Annotated in this window: 19 protein-coding genes and 2 pseudogenes; 14 read left to right on the top strand and 7 right to left on the bottom strand. The window is 76.0% G+C overall.

From position 1 onward, the window contains the following. Positions 1-83 precede the first annotated feature (83 nt). From KCH_RS10725 to KCH_RS10735, 3 genes are read right to left on the bottom strand one after another with little or no spacing between them, the layout of a single operon-like run. Positions 84-422, bottom strand: coding sequence for an FtsX-like permease family protein (locus KCH_RS10725; RefSeq protein WP_035861911.1), 339 nt, complete (start codon positions 420-422; stop codon positions 84-86). Further along, positions 419-808, bottom strand: coding sequence for a hypothetical protein (locus KCH_RS10730; protein ID WP_035861914.1), 390 nt, complete (start codon positions 806-808; stop codon positions 419-421). Before KCH_RS10730 ends, KCH_RS10725 begins: the two co-directional genes overlap by 4 nt. Then, complete coding sequence (locus KCH_RS10735) at positions 805-1,140, bottom strand: hypothetical protein (RefSeq protein WP_035861917.1); 336 nt, start codon at positions 1,138-1,140, stop codon at positions 805-807. Before KCH_RS10735 ends, KCH_RS10730 begins: the two co-directional genes overlap by 4 nt. 347 nt (positions 1,141-1,487) lie before the next feature. On the opposite strand from KCH_RS10735, the gene KCH_RS10740 reads away from it, so the two are divergent. The 5 genes from KCH_RS10740 to tsaD all read left to right on the top strand — a co-directional run bounded on the left by KCH_RS10740 (position 1,488) and on the right by tsaD (position 5,546). Beyond that, positions 1,488-1,886: a hypothetical protein gene (locus tag KCH_RS10740; RefSeq protein ID WP_035861922.1), complete on the top strand. Its 399-nt coding sequence runs from the start codon at positions 1,488-1,490 to the stop codon at positions 1,884-1,886. A 105-nt stretch (positions 1,887-1,991) separates the two neighbouring features. Continuing rightward, positions 1,992-3,161 carry a PLP-dependent cysteine synthase family protein gene (locus KCH_RS10745; RefSeq protein WP_051652948.1) on the top strand — a complete coding sequence of 390 codons (1,170 nt, stop codon included), beginning with the start codon at positions 1,992-1,994 and terminating at the stop codon, positions 3,159-3,161. Beyond that, positions 3,158-3,823 (top strand): MFS transporter, encoded by a 666-nt coding sequence (locus tag KCH_RS47150; protein WP_425268755.1) that lies wholly within the window; start codon positions 3,158-3,160, stop codon positions 3,821-3,823. Before KCH_RS10745 ends, KCH_RS47150 begins: the two co-directional genes overlap by 4 nt. Next, positions 3,709-4,413 (top strand): MFS transporter, encoded by a 705-nt coding sequence (locus KCH_RS47155; protein WP_425268756.1) that lies wholly within the window; start codon positions 3,709-3,711, stop codon positions 4,411-4,413. The genes KCH_RS47150 and KCH_RS47155 overlap by 115 nt, the downstream gene beginning before the upstream one ends. 59 nt (positions 4,414-4,472) lie before the next feature. Then, complete coding sequence (gene tsaD, locus KCH_RS10755; protein ID WP_035861924.1) at positions 4,473-5,546, top strand: tRNA (adenosine(37)-N6)-threonylcarbamoyltransferase complex transferase subunit TsaD; 1,074 nt, start codon at positions 4,473-4,475, stop codon at positions 5,544-5,546. Between the two features lie 122 nt (positions 5,547-5,668). On the opposite strand, the gene KCH_RS10760 is transcribed toward tsaD, so the two are convergent. Further along, entirely contained in the window at positions 5,669-5,938 is a 270-nt protein-coding gene (locus KCH_RS10760; RefSeq protein WP_035861927.1) for a hypothetical protein, read from the bottom strand. A 340-nt stretch (positions 5,939-6,278) separates the two neighbouring features. Here KCH_RS10760 and KCH_RS10765 point away from each other — a divergent pair. Both KCH_RS10765 and KCH_RS44300 read left to right on the top strand, forming a co-directional pair. Further along, positions 6,279-6,778 (top strand): annotated as a pseudogene (locus KCH_RS10765) (FBP domain-containing protein). A gap of 35 nt (positions 6,779-6,813) precedes the next feature. Continuing rightward, a pseudogene (locus tag KCH_RS44300) lies at positions 6,814-7,047 on the top strand (MFS transporter); the annotation flags it as partial. A gap of 305 nt (positions 7,048-7,352) precedes the next feature. Here KCH_RS44300 and KCH_RS44305 read toward each other — a convergent pair. Beyond that, a complete protein-coding gene (locus tag KCH_RS44305) occupies positions 7,353-7,604 on the bottom strand; it encodes a hypothetical protein (protein ID WP_244305278.1) in 252 nt (83 codons plus the stop codon). 134 nt (positions 7,605-7,738) lie between these two features. On the opposite strand from KCH_RS44305, the gene KCH_RS44310 reads away from it, so the two are divergent. Next, a complete protein-coding gene (locus tag KCH_RS44310; RefSeq protein WP_244305280.1) occupies positions 7,739-8,167 on the top strand; it encodes an MFS transporter in 429 nt (142 codons plus the stop codon). Here KCH_RS44310 and KCH_RS10775 read toward each other — a convergent pair. After that, complete coding sequence (locus KCH_RS10775) at positions 8,164-8,730, bottom strand: TetR/AcrR family transcriptional regulator (RefSeq protein ID WP_035861929.1); 567 nt, start codon at positions 8,728-8,730, stop codon at positions 8,164-8,166. The genes KCH_RS44310 and KCH_RS10775 overlap by 4 nt on opposite strands. A gap of 227 nt (positions 8,731-8,957) precedes the next feature. Here KCH_RS10775 and dacB point away from each other — a divergent pair, with 227 nt between their 5' ends. The 6 genes from dacB to KCH_RS10800 all read left to right on the top strand — a co-directional run bounded on the left by dacB (position 8,958) and on the right by KCH_RS10800 (position 14,664). Then, on the top strand, positions 8,958-10,541 hold the full coding sequence (gene dacB / locus KCH_RS10780) for a D-alanyl-D-alanine carboxypeptidase/D-alanyl-D-alanine endopeptidase (protein ID WP_051652949.1): 1,584 nt from the start codon (positions 8,958-8,960) through the stop codon (positions 10,539-10,541). Positions 10,542-10,660: 119 nt separating this feature from the next. After that, positions 10,661-11,260 carry a TetR/AcrR family transcriptional regulator gene (locus KCH_RS10785; protein ID WP_035871495.1) on the top strand — a complete coding sequence of 200 codons (600 nt, stop codon included), beginning with the start codon at positions 10,661-10,663 and terminating at the stop codon, positions 11,258-11,260. After that, positions 11,257-11,721, top strand: coding sequence for an MFS transporter (locus KCH_RS45975; protein WP_279635853.1), 465 nt, complete (start codon positions 11,257-11,259; stop codon positions 11,719-11,721). Before KCH_RS10785 ends, KCH_RS45975 begins: the two co-directional genes overlap by 4 nt. Continuing rightward, positions 11,697-12,626 (top strand): MFS transporter, encoded by a 930-nt coding sequence (locus tag KCH_RS10790; RefSeq protein WP_279635854.1) that lies wholly within the window; start codon positions 11,697-11,699, stop codon positions 12,624-12,626. The genes KCH_RS45975 and KCH_RS10790 overlap by 25 nt, the downstream gene beginning before the upstream one ends. Continuing rightward, complete coding sequence (locus KCH_RS10795; RefSeq protein WP_035861931.1) at positions 12,623-14,068, top strand: pyridoxal phosphate-dependent decarboxylase family protein; 1,446 nt, start codon at positions 12,623-12,625, stop codon at positions 14,066-14,068. The genes KCH_RS10790 and KCH_RS10795 overlap by 4 nt, the downstream gene beginning before the upstream one ends. An 86-nt stretch (positions 14,069-14,154) precedes the next feature. Beyond that, a complete protein-coding gene (locus tag KCH_RS10800; RefSeq protein WP_035861935.1) occupies positions 14,155-14,664 on the top strand; it encodes a DinB family protein in 510 nt (169 codons plus the stop codon). A 7-nt stretch (positions 14,665-14,671) separates the two neighbouring features. On the opposite strand, the gene KCH_RS41165 is transcribed toward KCH_RS10800, so the two are convergent. Next, the gene (locus tag KCH_RS41165) at positions 14,672-15,358 is read right to left on the bottom strand and encodes a TetR/AcrR family transcriptional regulator (protein ID WP_051652950.1); all 687 of its coding nucleotides are present in this window, start codon (positions 15,356-15,358) and stop codon (positions 14,672-14,674) included. Between the last annotated feature and the right edge of the window lie 124 nt (positions 15,359-15,482).

Raw genomic sequence — 15,482 nt, forward strand, 5'->3', positions numbered from 1 at the left:
CGCCACGGCGGCGGCCCGCTTCGCCGGTCCGCGGACGGCGAGCAGGGTGAGCAGCACGCCGAAGAGTCCGGCGAGCACGCAGGTCACGGGGGACGGCAGCAGGTCCAGGTGCACGGGCCGAGGTCGGCGCCGCGGGCGAGGGCGGTGGCGGCGGCGCCGAGCCCGAGGCCGGCCAGGACGCCGGTGGCGGAGGCGCCGATGCCGAGCAGCAGTCCCTGACGGGCGATCAGCCGGCGGATCTGCGCCCGGTCGGCTCCCACGCAGCGCAGCAGGGCGAGTTGGCGGGTGCGCTGGGCGAGCATGACGGAGAAGGTGTTGCTGACGACCATGCGGGCGACGGCGAGCGCGATCAGCACGAAGGACATCGCGGCGATCAGGACGACGCCGTAGAGGGTCTTGCTCTGCCGGGTCGCCTCGGTCACGGACTCCGCCCTGGTGCGGACCTCGGGTCCGCTGCCGAGGGCGGTGCGGAGCGCCTCGGCGGTGGCGGTGCGGGGGCGTCGGGGCGGAGCCGGACGTCGAGCCGGGCGGCGGTGACGGCGGTGGCGTACCGGCCCACCGTGCCGTCGGGGACGGCGAGGACCGGGTGTCCGGCGAGGCTGGGCGCGCCGCGGCCGTCGAGGGTGCCGGCCAGGCGGGCGGTGGCGGCGGTGCCGTCGGCGCGGGTGAGCCGGACGTCCGAGCCGGGTGCGGCGTCGATGCGCGCGGCGGTGTCGGCGTCGAGGAGCACCTCGTCGGGGCCGGCCGGCCACCGGCCGTCCTTCAGCAACTGCCAGCGCAGGGCGGGGTCGGCGGCGATCGCGGTCACGGTCGCGGCGTCGTCGAGCGGCTGTCCGTCGGCGGCGAGCAGTTCGCCGCGGCCGGTCTGCCGGAGGGCGGCGCCGGCGACGCCGGGGTCTGCCGGGCCCGGTCGGCGGTGGCGGGGTCGAGTCCGCCGTCGGCGGCGGGCCTGGTGACCTGGAGGTCGCCGGGGCCGACCTCGGCGGCGGCGGTCTGGCTGTAGGAGTCCACCAGCGCGCCGCTCCCGCTGACGGAGGCGATCAGGAAGACCACTCCGAGGGCGATCGCGGCCCCGCTCAGGACGAGCTGTCGCAGCAGCTGCCCGCGCAGCTCGGCCACGGTGTATCGGTACGTCGTCATCATTCCTCGGTTCGCAGGCCCCTGAACAGCGGTGACGTGCCGTCAGGGGGATGTGAACGAGCCTAGGGACGGCGTCGCGGCGGTCCGTAGGCACCGAGTCCTGATCGCGGTCGGCCTGCGGGCCGAGGGCGCAGCCGGTCCTCTCCTCCTCGGGAGGTACGCCGCCCCGGAGGCGGGCCCGCGGTTCACCGCTTCGGGTGGCGACGCTCCCGGGCCGGCCGAAGCGGTGGACCGCCGGTGTTCGATCCGGATCCCCCTGCGCGGCGGGGGAAGCGGCCGGTGCGGGGTGCGCGTTCGCACAGCGCCTGACGGAAACCTTACGCATCCACTCGGGTACGTTCGGTGACATGACGGAACGGTTCGGCACGCGCCAGGGGTGGAAGCTCCTGTGGGTCGCCGCCGTTCTCGCGGCGCTGGTGCACTCGCTGCTCTGCGTGCACGCCCCGCTCTCGGCGGCGGCCCCGACGGACTCGCTGCCGGCCGCCGCCCACTGCCCGGCCCCGGCGGGCCCGCAGCACGGCGCTCCGCACGAGGGCGACCGGCACGGGACGCCGTGCGCGGACGAGGACCAGCCGGTGACGGTCCATCAGGGCGACCGCCCGCTGCCGGCCCCCGCCGGGGCGCTCCTCGCGGAGCCGGCGGCGTCCGCCGCACCGGTGCGGCCCGCCGCCCGCGGGTCCGCTCCCGCGGTGCCCCGGCCGGACGGCGGCCGGACCAGAGCGGTGCTGGGCGTCTGGCGGACCTGACGGGCCCCGCCGCGGCTCCGTCCCGGAGTGCTGCGGCCGCCGCGTCCTGATGGCCCGTCACCCATGTACCGGCCCGCCGCGCGCGGGCCGCAGGAGATCCCTGCCATGACCTCTCTCGTGTCCCGTCCCGTCGGTTCCGTTCCCCTCTCCCCCGCGCAGCTGCTCGCGCCCGCCGCCCGTTCGGCCCGCACTCCCGCCGGGCTGGTGGGCGACACGCCCGTGCTGTGGGTGGGCGAGCCGTTCACCGCCCCCGGGCGCGGTTTCTGGGCGAAGCTGGAGGGCCGGAACCCGGGCGGCATCAAGGACCGCCCGGCCCTGCACATGGTGCGCGCCGCCCGGGAGCGCGGCGAACTGCGGCCCGGCGCGCGGATCGTGGAGTCCACGTCCGGCACGCTGGGCCTCGGCCTGGCGCTGGCCGGCGTCACGTACGGGCACCCCGTCACCGTGGTGACCGATCCGGCGATCGAGCCGCTGATGACCGGGCTGCTCACCGCGCACGGCGCGGACGTCGCGGTGGTGGACGCGCCGCACCCGGTCGGCGGCTGGCAGCAGGCGCGGCGCGACCGGGTCGCCGAGCTGCTCGCCGCGGAGCCCGGCGCGTGGTGCCCCGACCAGTACCACAACCCGGACAACGTGGCCGCGTACCGGCCGCTGGCGCTGGAGCTGATCGCCCAACTCGGCCGGATCGACGCCTTGGTGGTGAGCGTCGGCACCGGCGGGCACTCGGCGGGGGTCGCCGGGGTGCTGCGCGAGTGGTTCCCGGAGCTGCGGGTGGTCGGGGTGGACACCGTCGGTTCGACGATCTTCGGGCAGCCCGCGCTGCCGCGGCTGATGCGCGGGCTGGGCAGCAGCATCCACCCGCGGAACGTGGCCTACCCGCTGTTCGACGAGGTGCACTGGGTGGCCGCGCCCGAGGCCGTCGGGGCGGCCCGCGCCCTCGCCGTCTCGCGCTGGGCGACCGGGGGTTGGAGCGTCGGCGCGGTCGCGCTGGTGGCCCGCTGGCTGGCGGCCGCCACCGCCCCGGACACCCGGATCGCGGCGGTCTTCCCCGACGGCCCGCAGCGCTACGCCGGCACCGTCTTCGACGACGGCTGGTGCCGGGCCCGCGGCCTGCTCGGGCACCGGCTGCCCGAGCGGCCGGACGAGATCGCCCACCCCGGCGAGCGGACCGTGACCCGCTGGACGCGGTGCCGCACCGTCCTCGACCCGCTGGCCGGCGCGGGCCCGCTGCGGTCCGCCGGCGACCGCTCCGGCCCGGCGCGGGCCGCCCGGTGAGGGCGCTGTGGCGGCAGACCCGCTCCTTCGGCCCGACCGCCCGGCTGCTGATGGCCAATCAGTTCGCCATCAACCTGGCCTTCTACATGCTGATGCCCTACCTGGCCGCGCACCTCGCCGACGACCTGGGCCTCGCCGCCTGGACGGTCGGCCTGGTGCTGGGCGTGCGCAACCTCTCCCAGCAGGGCATGTTCCTGATCGGCGGCACGCTGGCCGACCGCTTCGGCCACCGCGGCCCGATCATCGCGGGCTGCCTGCTGCGCACCGCCGGCTTCGCGCTGCTCGGCCGGGTCGAGTCGCTGCCGGCGCTGCTCGCCGCGTCCGCCGCGACGGGCTTCGCCGGCGCGCTGTTCAACCCGGCGGTGCGCGCCTGCCTGGCGGCCGAGGCGGGCGAGGAGCGCCGGGTGGAAGCGTTCGCCGTGTTCAACGTGTACTACCAGGCCGGCATGCTGCTCGGCCCGCTGGCCGGACTCGCCCTGCTGGCCGCCGACTTCACCGCCGTCTGCACGGTGGCCGCGGCGGTCTTCGCGGCGCTCACCGTGCTCCAGTGGCGGGCCCTGCCGGCCCGCGGCGGCGGGCCGGGCGGGAGCGGGAGGGCGTCCTCGCGCAGTGGCGGACGGTGCTCGCCAACCGGCCGTTCCTGCTGTTCTCCGGCGCGATGACCGGCTCGTACCTGCTGACCTTCCAGGTGTACCTGGCGCTTCCGCTGGCCGCCGGCCGCGCCCTCGGCGCGGACGGCGCGAAGGCGACCACCGGCCTGTTCCTGCTGTCCGCGGCCGTCGCCGTGGCGGGCCAACTGCGGCTCACCGGCTGGGCCGGGGCCGCTTGGTCGCCCTCGCAGGCGCTGGTGCGCGGGCTGGCCGCGATGGGAGCGGCCTTCCTGCCGCTGGCGCTGCTCCCCCGGGCCGGCGCGGCGGCCCAGCTGGCGGCGCTGGCGGTCGCGGTGGCCGTCCTCGCCGCGGCGGGCGCGGTGGTCTACCCGTTCGAGATGGACACTGTGGTGACGCTCGCCCGGGGCCGCCTGGTCGCCACCCACTACGGCCTGTACAACACCGTCTCGGGGGTCGGCATCACCCTCGGCAACCTCGGGGTCGGCGCGCTCTGGGACTACGCCGCCCGCCACCGCGCCCCCTGGCTGCCGTGGCTCGCGCTGGCCGCCACCGGGCTGCTCTGCGCCACCGCCGTCCACCGCCTGGCCCGTACCGGGCGGCTTGCCCACCCGCCGCGGGAGGCGGCCCCCGCGCCGGCCTGACCCGGTCGTATTGCACACTATTTGCAACTGCAAATCTGATGCGAGAGTGGTGCGGGCCGATGCCGGAGTCGCCGGTGGTGCTGGGAATCGAGTCGTCCTGCGACGAGACGGGGGCCGGGCTGGTCCGGGACGGGGTGCTGCTCGGGCAGGCGGTCGCGTCGAGCATGGACGAGCACGCCCGGTACGGCGGGGTGGTGCCGGAGATCGCGGCCCGCGCCCACGTCCACGCGATGGCCCCGGTGGTGCGGGAGGCGCTGGATCGGGCCGGCCTGACGCTCGGTCAGGTCGGCGCGGTCGCGGTCACCACCGGGCCCGGCCTGTCCGGGGCGCTGCAGGTCGGCGTGGCCGCCGCCAAGAGCTACGCGTTCTCGCTCGGCGTGCCGCTGTACGGCGTGCACCACCTGGCCGGGCACGTGGCCGCCGCCGGGCTGGCGGGCGGCCCACTGCCGAACCCGTGCGTGGTGCTGATCGTCTCCGGCGGTCACACCTCGCTGCTGCTGGTCCGCGACCTGGCCCGCGACCCGATCGTGCACCTCGGCGACACCCTGGACGACGCGGCCGGCGAGTGCTTCGACAAGACCGCCCGCATCCTCGGCCTGCCCTACCCGGGCGGCCCGGCCGTCGACCGGGCCGCCCGCGACGGCGACCCGCACGCGGTGCGGCTGCCCCGCCCGCTCACCGGGCCGGGCGACCACCCGTACGCCTTCTCCTTCTCCGGGCTGAAGACCGCCGCCGCCCGCTGGGTGGAGGGCCACCGCGCCGCCGGCGCCGAGCCGCGGGTGGCGGACGCGGCGGCCTCGCTCCAGGAGGCGATCGCCGACACGCTGACCCGCAAGGCCGTCCGGGCCTGCGTCGACCACGGCATCGGCACCCTGGTGGTGGTCGGCGGCGTGGCCGCCAACTCCCGCGTCCGGGCGCTGACCGAGCAGCGCTGCGCCGCCGCCGGGATCGCCCTGCGGGTGCCGCCGCTGCCGCTGTGCACCGACAACGGCGCGATGGTCGCCGCGATCGGCGACCTGTTGGTCCGCGCCGGGGCCGCGCCCGCGCCGCTGGACGTGTCGATCGACCCGTCGGCGCCGCTGGAGTACGCCGCGCTGACGCCGCGGGCCCTGCGCCCGGCGGGTGCCGCCTGACTCCCCCGGCCAAGTCTCGCGGCGGGCGGGCGGGTTGACCGGAGCCCGGGCACGCCGGCGCCCCCGACCGGCCCGTACGGGGCTGGTCGGGGGCGCCGACTTCAGTGCTGCCGGGGCTCAGCTCACTGGGCGCTGTAGGTCGCGCCCGAGCCGACGAACTCGCCGGAGATGCCGTCCTGGCCGGCGAAGACCCAGAAGTTGCTGAACTGCGGGCCGTCCGGCGAGACGACCGAGTTGGTGTCCATGACCCCCGCACCCTGCTCGCCGACGTAGAACTGGCCGTGGCCGTAGTCGGCGTTCAGGCCTTCCTGGGCGGAGGCCAGGCCGGCGCAGCCGAGCAGGACCGGGGCGGTGAGGGCGAGGGCGGCAACGGTGCGGTGAAGAGCGCGCATGAGAAAAAGGTCCTTCCGATAACGGAGTTGAGGCGGAGGCGAACGGCCTCCCTGCACCCAGGAGACCCGAGCCCGACCGGGGCGGCCAGCCGGTGCGGGGCCGAATACTCCCCATGGCCGAGCAACGTGGCTCGTGCGGCCGACAGGGCCCGCCGTCCGGGCCACCTTGCGCCGGGCCACCCCTCCCCGCCGCCGTTCCGGGCCACAACACGGTTGCCCCCGAACGGAGTTGGCGGTCGCTCTCGCTCCAATGGCGGCGGCCGGAAATCGCTTGGCGCGCGCCGCTGCCTAGGATACCTTGGCTCAAAACTAGGGATCCTAGGCAGGGAGTGGGGAAGCCATGCAGGCGCTGACCGAGGCGGCGATCCGGGCGTCGTTCGTCAACTGCACCAAAGGGGAGGCCGGTCGGGCCCGGCTGCCGCGGGAGCTGGCCGAGCTGGACTGGGAGGGGCTGGACTTCCTGGGCTGGCGGGAGCCGGGCGCGCCGGAGCGCGGGTACCTGGTGGCGGAGTTCGAGGGCCGGACGGTGGGCGTGGCGCTGCGGCTGGCCAGCGGCCGGGCGCGGGCCGGGGCGGGGCGATGTGCTCGATCTGCCTGACGGCCCATCCGGCCTCGGGCGTGGCCCTGATGACGGCCCGTCGGGCGGGCCGGGCGTCGGCGGAGGAGTACGCGTCGGCGGGCGAGTACTTCTGCAGCGACCTGGCGTGCCCGCTGTACGTGCGGGGCCGCCGGCGGGTCGCGGCGGGCGGGGCGCGGATGGCCGAGAGCCTCGGCACGGAGCAGCGGGTGGCGCGGATGCGCGCGAACCTGGCCGGGTTCCTCGGGCGGGTCGTCCGGTGACGGCGCGGGAGGAGCCCGGGCCGCCCGGCGGGCCGATGGTGCGGACGGCGCTGCTGCTGGCGGCGGGGGCGTTCGTCGCACTGCTGGACACCACGGTGGTGGGGGTGGCGCTGGAGTCGTTCGCGCGGCGGTTCGGCGCGGGGCCGGCGCAGGTGCAGTGGGTGGCGACGGCGTACCTGCTGGCGATGTCGGCGGTGATTCCCGCGACGGGCTGGGCGGCCCGCCGGTTCGGGGCGGTGGCGTGCTGGACGGCGTCGCTGGCGGTGTTCCTGCTGGGGTCGGTGCTGTGCGGTCTGGCCTGGTCACTGGTGGCGCTGGTGGCGTTCCGGGTGGTGCAGGGGCTGGGCGCGGGGATGCTGTTCCCGTTGATGCGGATCCTGGTGGTGCAGGTGGCCGGGCCGCGACGGATGGGGCGGATGATGGCGCTGATCGCGGCGCCGGTGCTGCTGGCGCCGCTGGTGGGGCCGGTGGTGGGCGGGGCGCTCGTGCAGGGCGCCTCGTGGCGCTGGGTGTTCCTGCTGAACGTGCCGGTCTGCCTGGCCGTGGTGGTGCTGTCGCCGCTGCTGATGCGCAATCAGCGGGGCGACGGGCCGGGCCGGTTGGACGTGGCGGGCCTGGTGACGGTGAGCGGCGGGCTGACGGCGGCCGTCCTCGGGTTCGCCCGGCTGGGCGGGGGCCGGCCGGCGGGCGATCCGGGCGTGCTGGTGCCGCTGCTCGCGGCGGCGGGGCTGCTGGTGGCGCACGGGGTGCTGGCGCGCCGCCGGCCGGAGCCGGGGGTGGTGGACTTCGGCCTGTTCCGGGACCGGGCGTACGCCGCGTCGACCACCGTCTCGCTGCTGAACAGCTTCGGCCTCTACGGGGCGGTGGTGCTGGTGCCGCTGTTCTTCCAACAGGCCGGTGGCCGTGGGCCGTTGGCCACCGGCCTGATCATGGTGGCGCAGGGGCGGGCGCGGGGCCGCGGTGCTGCTGGTCGGGCGGGTGATCGACGCCCGGAGCAATCCGCGGGCGCTGGTGCTGGCCGGGCTGGCGCTGGTGGCGGCGGGGCTGGCGGTGTTCGCCCGGGCCGGCAGCGCGGAGCCCGGGGCCCTGCTGCTCCTCGCGCTGTTCGCGCAGGGCGTCGGCCTGGCGCTGGCGGCCTCGCCGGTGATGGTGACGCTCTACCACTCGCTGCCGCCGGCGGCGGTGCCCGCCGCGACCACCGCGAACGCGGTCGCGCAGCAGCTCGGCGCGGCGGCCGGCACGACGGTGGCGGCACTGGTGCTGCAGCACGCCTCGCACGGCGGCGCCGGGACGGTCGCGTCGTTCCGCACCGCGTTCGCGGTGGCGCTGGCCTTCGTGCTGCTGACGGCGGTCCCGGCGGCCTTCCTGCCCGCCCGGCGGAAGGTCTAGGGCCAGTTCTCCAGCAGTTGGTGCAGGCCGGCCACGATGCGGCGCCAGGAGCCGTCCACCTCGCGCGGATCGTGGAAGCCGCCGTTGGCCTCGATGCCGATGAAGCCGTGGAAGGTGGAGCGCAGCAGGCGGACGGCGTCGGTCAGGTCGGGCTCGTCCAGGCGGTAGTGGCGCATCATCGCGTAGGTGAGTTCGACCGTCCGGGCGAGTGCGTCGGTGCCGGCGAAGTCGGCCGGTTCGAAGCGCAGTTGGGTGGCGGCGTAGCGGCCGGGGTGCTGCTGGGCGTACGTCCGGTAGGCGTCGGCGAAGGCGGTGAGGGCGTCGGCGCCGGAGCGGCCGGCGACGGCGGCCGCGATGCGGTCGTTGATCTCCTCGGTGGCGAGCAGGGCGACCCGGGTGCGGATCTCCCGGAGGCTCTTGACGTGCGAGTAGAGGCTGGCGTCCTTGACGCCGAAGCCGCGGGCGAGCTCGGAGGCGGTGACCTTGTCGATGCCGACGCGGTCGGCGAGTTCGGCGGCGGCGCGGGTGATCCGGTCGACCGTCAGGCCAGCGTGCGCGCCCATTTTCCCCGTTCCGAAACCTCGACCTGCCGAGCCTGCGTCAGTGTATCCGGGTGGATCGGGGCGGATTCGGGTGCGACGTTCCGGCGTGACGAGGCGTCTGGAAGGTGGGGCCTTCGCGCCCCAAGCCGGGAAGATCATCTGATGTCCCATCAGATGGTAATGTACCGGACAAAACGGGGGCGTGGGTGACGCACGTGCCCCGGCCGATCCGCACTCTGGAGCCACCCGTGTCCGCACGCCTGTACCGCCGCAGCATTCCGCTCGCGGCCGCGGTCCTCGCCGCCTCGCTGCTCGCCGTCTCGGCCCAGGCCGACGACCCGGCGCCGGCCGACGCCACGCTGACCGCCGACCTGAACACGCTGCTCTCCGACCCGCGGCTGGCGAACGCGCAGGCGGGCGTCGAGGTGCTGGACGCCACCACCGGCGAGGTGCTGTACGCGCGCCAGCCGCAGGCGCTGTTCACCCCCGCGTCGACCCTGAAGACCGTGACCTCGACCGCGGCGCTGGACCTGCTGGGCGCGGACTACCGGTTCACCACCGAGGTCCGCAGCACCGGCACCACCTACAACGACACCCTGGTCGGCGACCTGGTGCTGCGCGGCGGCGGCGACCCCAGCCTGCTGGTGCAGGACCTCGACGAGCTGGCCTCCAAGGTCGCGGCGACCGGCATCTCCACCGTCACCGGCCGGGTGCTGGCCGACGGCACCCGCTACGACTCGACCCCGCTCGGCCCCGGCTGGGCCTGGGACGACGAGCCGTACTCGTACAGCCCGCAGATCTCCGCGCTGACCGTCGCCAACGACGCCGAGTACATGATGGACACCGCCCAGGTGGTGATCACCCCCGGCGCGGTCGGCGAGGCCGCCAAGGTCACGACGGTGCCCGCCGAGGCGCCGATGAAGTTCGTCGGCACGGTCGCCACCGGCGCGGCCGGCACCGGCTCGACCGCCGGCGTGGACCGCCGCCGCGGCAGCAACGACGTGTCGCTGTCCGGCAGCGTCGCGGCCGGCTCCGCGCCGGTCACCGCCTGGGTGACCGTCGAGGACCCCAGCACGTACGCCTCCAAGGTGTTCGCGGGCGCGCTGGCCCGGCACGGCGTGAAGGTGCAGCGCGGGGTGCAGGCCGCGAACGGCTCGGAGACCTCGCAGCCGCTGGCCTCGCACCAGTCGAAGACCCTGGCCGAGCTGATCGTCCCGATGCTGAAGATCAGCAACAACGGCATCGCCGAGCACCTCACCAAGGAGATCGGCAAGGTCAAGGGCGGTCGCGGCGACTGGGCGACCGGCGTCAACCAGGTCAACGCCTTCCTGAAGGCGAACGGCGTGAACGGCCCGACCACCCGTCAGGTGGACGGCTCCGGCCTGTCCCGCTACGACCTGATCACCCCGGCGAAGATGGCCGACCTGCTGAAGGTCGCCCAGAGCAAGCCGTGGTTCGACGCCTGGTACAACGCGCTGCCGGTCGCGGGCAACCCGCAGCGGATGGTCGGCGGCACCTTGGCCGCCCGCATGCGCGGCACCAAGGCCGAGAACAACGTGCACGCCAAGAGCGGCTCGATGAGCGGCGTCGACAACCTGCTCGGCTACGCCACCGCGCCCGACGGCCGCAAGCTCGCCTTCGTCGTGATGGTCAACAACTACGCCGGCACCAGCCCGCGCCCGGTCGTCGACGCGATAGCCGTCCGGCTGGCCACCGGGCCCGCCGCCGCCCCGGCCCAGCTGAAGTCCAACTCGCTGGTCGCGCCCTCCGGTTCCGGCGACGCCTACGCCGGCACCCGCTGGGAGGACTGCGAGACGCTGTCGCACTGCTGACGCTCCGTCACCGTGGGCCCCGTCGCACCGGCGACGGGGCCCACGGCCGTTCCCGGGGCCGGAGGATTTCCTCAATCAAGCGCTTGATCAGCGGCCCGCGCCGCGCGTACGCTCCCGCCATGAGCCAGCCCCTGACGGCCGCCGAGGCGAGCCGGGAGCGGATCCTCGCGGCCGCCACCGCCCTGTTCGCCGAGCACGGCTACGACGGCACCACCACCCGGACGATCGCCGGCGCCGCCGGACTGAACGTCGCCACCGTCGCCTACCACGTGGGCACCAAGGCCGACCTGTACCGCGAGGTGATGCGGCGGGCCCACGAGGCGGAGCGGGCCGCCGTCACCGCCGCGCTCGCCGGGTTCGCCGCCGCCGCCCCGGACGACCCGGCCCGGGCCGCCGCCGAATTCGCCGACCGCTACCTGGACTTCTGCCTGGACCAGCCGCAGGTCCCCGCACTCTGGATGCGCCGCTGGATGGCCGACGCCGCCGAGTTCGCCGACCTGGAGGAGCGCTACGCCCGCCCCCTGCTGGACGCCGTCCGCGACGGACTCCGCGCCGCACTCCCCCGGTTGACGCCCGACCGGGCCGAACTCGCGGTGTGGACGGTGCTGTGGACCACGCACGGCTTCTGCCGCTCCATGATCCGCGCCCAGGTGCCGCGCTTCCGCGCCCACCTGCGGGCGCTGGTGGTCCGCGAACTCGGCCTCGGCGAACCGATATGACGGACCGTCCGGAACTGTCCCGGCGGGAGCTCGCCGGGTACGCGATCGGCTCGGTCGGCACCGGCATCCACTCCACCGTCCCCGGGCTGCTGCTGCTCTACTTCATGACCGACGCGCTCGGCGTGCCCGCCGGCCTGGCCGGGCTGGTGGTCGCCCTGCCCAAGGCCTGGGACGCGCTGTTCAACCCGCTGGTCGGCGCGGCCAGCGACCGCGAGGCGCTGCGCACCGGACGCCGCACCCGGATCCTGCTGGCCGGCGCGCTCGCCCTGCCGGTCGCGTTCGCCGCGATGTTCCTCTCCCCGCTCACCGGCGCCGGCGCCGCCGCCTGGGTCGCCGTCACCTTCGTGCTCGCCTCCAGCGCCTTCGCGCTGTTCCAGGTCCCGTACGTGGCGCTGCCCGCCGAGATGTCCGACCGGCCGCGGCCCGCACCCGGATCATGGTCTGGCGGATCGTCTGCCTGACCGTGGGCATCCTGGTCGCGGGCGGCCTCGCCCCCGCCCTGGTGTCGCTGGCCGGCGGCGGGCGCGGCGGCTACGGCGTGATGGCCGCCGTCGTCGCCGCCCTGCTGCTGGTGACGCTGCTGGTCCCGGCGCTCGGGGCCCGCCGGGTGCCGGCCCGGCCCGGCGCCGAACCGCTCGGGCTGCGGGCGGCGCTGCGCACGGCGCGCGGCAACCGGGCGTTCTTCGCGCTGCTCGGCGCGTTCGTGCTGCAGGCCGCCGCGGTGGCGATCATGCTGGCCGCCGCGCCGTACGCCGCCACCTACTGGCTGGGCGGGTACGGGCTGACCTCGGTGCTGTTCGTCTGCCTGGTCGCGCCGAGCGCGGTCGCCGTCCCGCTCTGGGGGCGGGCCGCCGCCCGCTGGGGCCGGCTGCGCTGCCTGACCGCCGCGACCGGCCTGTTCGTCCTCGCCTCGGCCGCGCTCTGGCCCGCCGCGCACCGCGCGCACGGGCAGGCCGGGCAGGCCGGGCTCGTGCTGGCGCTGTGCGCGCTGCTGGGCGTGGCGTACGCGGCGCTGCAGGTGCTGCCGCTGTCGCTGCTGCCGGACACCGTGCACGCGGACGCGGCCCGCACCGGCCGGCTCCAGTCGGGGGCGTTCACCGGGCTGTGGACCGCCGGGGAGACGGCGGGGCTGGCCGCCGGGCCCGGACTGTTCTCGCTGGCGCTGGCCGCCGCCGGGTTCGCCTCCTCCACCACCGACCACCCGGTGGCGCAGACCGGCGCCGCCCGGGCCGGGGTGCTGCTCGGCTTCAGCCTGGTGCCGGCCGCCCTGATGCTGCTCTCGCTGCCCGCCCTGCGCGCCTACGGCCGGCGCCGGGCCGCTTCCGCCCCGCCCGCCGTCAACTCCCCGATCGGAGCCGAGTCATGACCGTCCCCCACCCCGGCCTGCCGCAGTCCGGCCGCCCCGCCGAGGAGTTGCTCGCCGAGCTGCGCGCGCTGACCGCCGGCGACCTGCCCACCCGGGGCGGGCGCACCACCGCGTACACCTACGACGCGGGCCGGCCCGAGGTCCGGGAGGCCGCCGAGCGCGCGTACCTGGCGATGCTGGAGGTCAACGGCCTCGACCCGACGGCGTTCCCGAGCGTCGTCGCGCTGGAGCGGCAGGTGGTCGGCGCGGTCGCCGCCCGGCTCGGCGGGGACGACGGCACGCCCGGCATCTTCACCAGCGGCGGCACCGAGTCGATCCTGCTGGCGGTGAAGGCCGCCCGGGACGCCCGGCCGGACGTCGCCGAGCCGGAGATCGTCGTCCCGGCGACCGCGCACGCCGCGTTCTTCAAGGCCGGCCGCTACCTGAAGGTCGCGGTGGTGCCGGTGCCGGTCGACCCGTCGACGTTCCGGGCGGTGCCGGCCGCGATGGCCGCCGCGTGCGGCCCGAACACCGTGCTGGTGGTCGCCTCCGCGCCCTCGTACGCGCACGGCGTGGTCGACCCGGTCGCCGAGATCGCCGCCGGCGCGGCCGCGCGCGGCCTGCCCTGCCACGTGGACGCCTGCGTGGGCGGCTGGCTGCTGCCCTGGCTCGCCGAAGCGGGCGCGCCCGTCCCGCCGTTCGACCTGTCGGTGCCCGGGGTGACCTCGCTCTCCTGCGACCTGCACAAGTTCGGGTACGCGCCCAAGGGCGCCTCCGTGCTGCTGTTCCGGGACCGGCCGATGCGGCTGGCCGCGTACTTCGCCTGCGCGCAGTGGCCCGGCTACCCGGTGGTCAACTCGACGGTGCAGAGCAGCAAGGGCGCGGGCCCGCTGGCCGCCGCCTGGGCCACCCTGCAGGCCCTCGGGGCGGACGGCTACCGGGAGTTGGGGCGCGCCGCGCTGTCCGCGACGCGTCGGCTGATCGCCGGCGTCGACGGGATCGACGGGCTGCGGGTGCTCGGCTCCCCGGACGCGACGCTGGTCGCCCTCGGCGCGGACGACCCGGCGCTCGACCTGTGGGAGCTGGCCGACGAGTCGCGTGCCCGGGGCTTCTTCCTGCAACCGCAGTTGAGCGTCTCCGGCCTGCCCGCCAGCCTGCACCTCACCCTCACCGGCGTCAGCGAGCAGGGCGTGGACGGACTGCTGGCCGTCCTCCGCGACGCCGTCGCCGCGGTCCGCGCGCGCGGCCCGGTCGCCCCGCCGACCGAACTGCTCGCCCTGCTCGGCGAGTTCGACCTCGCCGAGCTCGACGACCCGGCCTTCGCCGCGCTCCTCCCCGCCACCGGCTTCGCCCCGTCCCGCAGCGCCCCCGTCAACCGCCTCCTCGACGCCCTGCCCCCGCACCTGCGCGACCGGCTCGCCACGCGGTTCCTGTCGGTGCTCTACAGCCCGTACCTGGACTGAACCCGGCGGGGCCGGGGCACTTGGGGGCACGGGCGGTTCCGGGGGAGACTGGCCGCGGAACGCAGGGCCGGACGAGGGGTGCAGCCGTGACCGTCGACAAGCGCGTGGGACCGCCGAGGTTCGGGAGCGAACGCGAAACGCTGCGGGCCGCCCTCGACTACCACCGCGCGACGCTGGCCATGAAGTGCGAGGGGCTCACCGACGAGGAGCTGCGGCAGCAGTCGGCACCGCCGTCCACGCTCTCGCTGCTCGGCCTGGTCCGGCACCTGGCGGAGGTCGAACGCGCCTGGTTCCGCCGGGTGTTCGAGGACCACGACGCGCCCATGGTGTGGTCCGACCGGATCGACTTCCAGGCCGCGTACGACGCGAGCGCGTCGACCCGGGACGAGGCGTTCGGGGCCTGGGAGGCGGAGGTGGAGAACTCGCGCCGGATCGAGCGGGAGGCGGAGTCCCTGGACCGGGCCGGGCACCAGCCGCGCTGGGGCGAGGACGTGTCGCTGCGGATGGTGATGGTGCACGTGCTCCTGGAGTACGGCCGCCACAACGGGCACGCGGACCTGCTGCGCGAGGGCGTCGACGGGACGGTGGGCGCCTGAGGCGGCCCTACGACGGTCCGCCCGAAGCGGTTCCGCCCTGCGGGAGGAGGGCGGCGAGGCCGTCCGCGAGGCGCTGGAGGCCGAACTCGAAGCGGGTGTTCATGTCGGGGTCGGTGAGGTCGTCGGCGAGGGCGACCAGGTTGGGGTAGGTGTCGCCGGGGAGGGTCCGGAAGGTCTCGCCGGCGGCGCGGGCGGCCTCGCCGCGGCTGGCGCCGGCGGCCTCGGCGGCGGACAGCGGGGACTGCTCCTGGAGCACGAAGCCCTGGACGTACGCGGACAGCAGGTAGGAGGCCATCGCGGCGTCGGCGTCGCCGAAGCCGGCGGCGCGCAGGCGGTCGAGCTGGTCCTCCAGGACGGCGAGGGTGTGCGGGCCGGGGGCCAGGCGGCCGGCGACGACCTTGGCGGCGTCGCGGCGGGCGAGCAGCAGGGCGCGGTGGCGGCGGCCGTACTCGAGGAACTGCTCGCGCCAACTGCCTTCCCGGGGCGGGATCTCCGCGTCGGCGATCAGCGCGTCGTTGAGCAGGTCGAGCAGTTCCTCCTTGTTGCGGACGTGCCAGTACAGCGAGGCGGCCCGGACGCCGACCTCGGCGGCGACCTTGCGCATGGACAGGCCGGCCAGGCCGTCGCGTTCGAGGACGCGCAGGGCGGCGGCGGCCAGGCTCTGGCGGGTGACCGCGGGGGTGGGCTCGGCCATGTCGGTTCCTCGGGAGGGGTGGTCCGGGGCGGTGGATCGCGCTTGCAATCTAACACTGTTAGGGCCATTCTGAGGGCTCCAGCAGCCCCTAACATCGTTAGGGGCCGGTCGACATGCCCGGAGG

Origin of the sequence: Kitasatospora cheerisanensis KCTC 2395, assembly GCF_000696185.1 — a bacterium.
Classification (GTDB): Bacteria; Actinomycetota; Actinomycetes; order Streptomycetales; family Streptomycetaceae; genus Kitasatospora; species Kitasatospora cheerisanensis.

Excerpts from the sequence above, each read along its gene's own strand:
- KCH_RS10735 (WP_035861917.1), bottom strand. The coding sequence starts at position 1,140 with ATGACGACGTACCGATACACCGTGGCCGAGCTGCGCGGGCAGCTGCTG.
- KCH_RS10740 (WP_035861922.1), top strand. The coding sequence starts at position 1,488 with ATGACGGAACGGTTCGGCACGCGCCAGGGGTGGAAGCTCCTGTGGGTC.
- KCH_RS10745 (WP_051652948.1), top strand. The coding sequence starts at position 1,992 with ATGACCTCTCTCGTGTCCCGTCCCGTCGGTTCCGTTCCCCTCTCCCCC.
- tsaD (WP_035861924.1), top strand. The coding sequence starts at position 4,473 with ATGCCGGAGTCGCCGGTGGTGCTGGGAATCGAGTCGTCCTGCGACGAG.
- KCH_RS10760 (WP_035861927.1), bottom strand. The coding sequence starts at position 5,938 with ATGCGCGCTCTTCACCGCACCGTTGCCGCCCTCGCCCTCACCGCCCCG.
- KCH_RS10775 (WP_035861929.1), bottom strand. The coding sequence starts at position 8,730 with ATGGGCGCGCACGCTGGCCTGACGGTCGACCGGATCACCCGCGCCGCC.
- KCH_RS10785 (WP_035871495.1), top strand. The coding sequence starts at position 10,661 with ATGAGCCAGCCCCTGACGGCCGCCGAGGCGAGCCGGGAGCGGATCCTC.
- KCH_RS45975 (WP_279635853.1), top strand. The coding sequence starts at position 11,257 with ATGACGGACCGTCCGGAACTGTCCCGGCGGGAGCTCGCCGGGTACGCG.
- KCH_RS10790 (WP_279635854.1), top strand. The coding sequence starts at position 11,697 with ATGGTCTGGCGGATCGTCTGCCTGACCGTGGGCATCCTGGTCGCGGGC.
- KCH_RS10795 (WP_035861931.1), top strand. The coding sequence starts at position 12,623 with ATGACCGTCCCCCACCCCGGCCTGCCGCAGTCCGGCCGCCCCGCCGAG.
- KCH_RS41165 (WP_051652950.1), bottom strand. The coding sequence starts at position 15,358 with ATGGCCGAGCCCACCCCCGCGGTCACCCGCCAGAGCCTGGCCGCCGCC.